This is a genomic window from Rhizobium herbae (assembly GCF_017873135.1).
In the GTDB taxonomy this organism is placed as follows: Bacteria; Pseudomonadota; Alphaproteobacteria; order Rhizobiales; family Rhizobiaceae; genus Pararhizobium; species Pararhizobium herbae.
Map to the genome: position 1 here is coordinate 2,501 of NZ_JAGGJV010000019.1, position 2,500 is coordinate 5,000.

At 51.8% G+C, this 2,500-nt stretch carries 1 rRNA gene (only partly in view); it reads left to right on the forward strand.

The features are described 5' to 3' along the window. Positions 1-502: 502 nt before the first annotated feature. Positions 503-2,500, forward strand: a 23S ribosomal RNA gene (locus tag J2Z75_RS29020); it runs 799 nt beyond the window's last position.

Genomic DNA, 2,500 nt, shown 5'->3' on the forward strand with positions numbered 1-2,500 from the left:
TAAAAGTTTGCATCGGCTCGTTTGAGCCTGATGCCTGTTCTGATTACATTGTGAAGAGAAGATATGTCTGGAAGCTTCCAGGTGTTGAGGGTGATCGAAAGGTCATTTGAAACGTCCGAGCCCAGTCCTGTTAAAGCTGTCGACGGTCTAGCCGATCCGAGACAGTGGAGGGGCTGGAGGTAGGTAGGAAGCTTGTTACTCAAGGCATGTTTGTTGTTGGTTGTTGGAACCATCGAAACTTCAGGTCCGCAAGGGTTTGGGGATTTTGGTGTTTCTGCTGCCTCTGACGACATGTCGATTGGCGTTGCCTGACCGCGCGTCACCGGACAGATCTCGAGAAGCTGGTCTTAAGATACGACCTCGAAGTGCACCGGCGTGCCTTCATATGGGGATTGTATCGAACACGTCGATGGCATCTGGATTGGATGTGGCTGTAAAAGGTAGCTGCATCGCCCCTTCCCTTCGGGAAGGTGGCTTAAGGATGGGCATTGGCAATGAGAACGATCAAGTGAAATAAGGGCAATTGGTGGATGCCTTGGCATGCACAGGCGATGAAGGACGTGATACGCTGCGATAAGCCGTGGGGAGCTGCGAATAAGCTTTGATCCATGGATTTCCGAATGGGGAAACCCACCTTAAATGCTTGGAGAATCCAAGCCGAGTTTAGGCTCGGTTTGGGTTTCCAAGCATTGTGATAAGGTATCTACACCTGAATACATAGGGTGTAAGAAGCGAACCCAGGGAACTGAAACATCTAAGTACCTGGAGGAAAGGACATCAACCGAGACTCCGTAAGTAGTGGCGAGCGAACGCGGACCAGGCCAGTGGCCTTGGGGAATAAAGTGGAACGGAATGGAAAGTCCGGCCGTAGCGGGTGATAGCCCCGTACATGTAGAACACCCAAGGTCCTTGAGTAAGGCGGGACACGTGAAATCCTGTTTGAAATTAGGGGGACCACCCTCTAAGCCTAAGTACTCGTGCATGACCGATAGCGAACAAGTACCGTGAGGGAAAGGTGAAAAGCACCCCGACAAGGGGAGTGAAATAGAACCTGAAACCGGTTGCCTACAAACAGTCGGAGCCCGCAAGGGTGACGGCGTACCTTTTGTATAATGGGTCAACGACTTAGTGTAACGAGCAAGCTTAAGCCGATAGGTGAAGGCGCAGCGAAAGCGAGTCTGAATAGGGCGTTCAGTTCGTTGCATTAGACCCGAAACCGAGTGATCTAGCCATGAGCAGGTTGAAGGTTGGGTAACACCAACTGGAGGACCGAACCCGCATCTGTTGCAATAGATTGGGATGACTTGTGGCTAGGGGTGAAAGGCCAATCAAACTCGGAAATAGCTGGTTCTCCGCGAAAACTATTTAGGTAGTGCGTCGACCGAATACCCTCGGGGGTAGAGCACTGGATGGGCTATGGGGACTCACCGTCTTACTGATCCTAACCAAACTCCGAATACCGAGGAGTACTAGTCGGCAGACACACGGCGGGTGCTAACGTCCGTCGTGAAGAGGGCAACAACCCTGACCTCCAGCTAAGGTCCCCAAGTCATGGCTAAGTGGGAAAGGATGTGAGGATCCCAAAACAACCAGGATGTTGGCTTAGAAGCAGCCATCATTTAAAGAAAGCGTAACAGCTCACTGGTCTAAATAAGGGTCTTTGCGCCGAAAATGTAACGGGGCTAAAGCCATGCACCGAAGCTGAGGATACGTCGCAAGACGTGTGGTAGCGGAGCGTTCCGTAAGCCTGTGAAGGGATACCTGTGAGGGGTCCTGGAGGTATCGGAAGTGCGAATGTTGACATGAGTAACGATAAAGGGAGTGAGAGACTCCCTCGCCGAAAGACCAAGGGTTCCTGCTTAAAGTTAATCTGAGCAGGGTTAGCCGGCCCCTAAGATGAGGCAGAAATGCGTAGTCGATGGGAACCACGTTAATATTCGTGGGCCTGGTGGTAGTGACGGATTGCACAAGTTGTTCTGGCTTATTGGATTGTCAGGGCAGCGGAGCGGTTCCAGGAAATAGCTCCACCGTATAGACCGTACCCGAAACCGACACAGGTGGTCAGGTAGAGTATACCAAGGCGCTTGAGAGAACTATGCTGAAGGAACTCGGCAAATTGCACGCGTAACTTCGGAAGAAGCGTGGCCTCTTTTTACGCAAGTGGAAAGAGGTGGCACAGACCAGGGGGTAGCGACTGTTTATCAAAAACACAGGGCTCTGCGAAGTTGCAAAACGACGTATAGGGCCTGACGCCTGCCCGGTGCTGGAAGGTTAAAGGGAGAGGTGCAAGCTTTGAACTGAAGCCCCAGTAAACGGCGGCCGTAACTATAACGGTCCTAAGGTAGCGAAATTCCTTGTCGGGTAAGTTCCGACCTGCACGAATGGCGTAACGACTTCCCCGCTGTCTCCAGCATAGACTCAGTGAAATTGAATTCCCCGTGAAGATGCGGGGTTCCTGCGGTCAGACGGAAAGACCCCGTGCACCTTTACTATAGCTTTA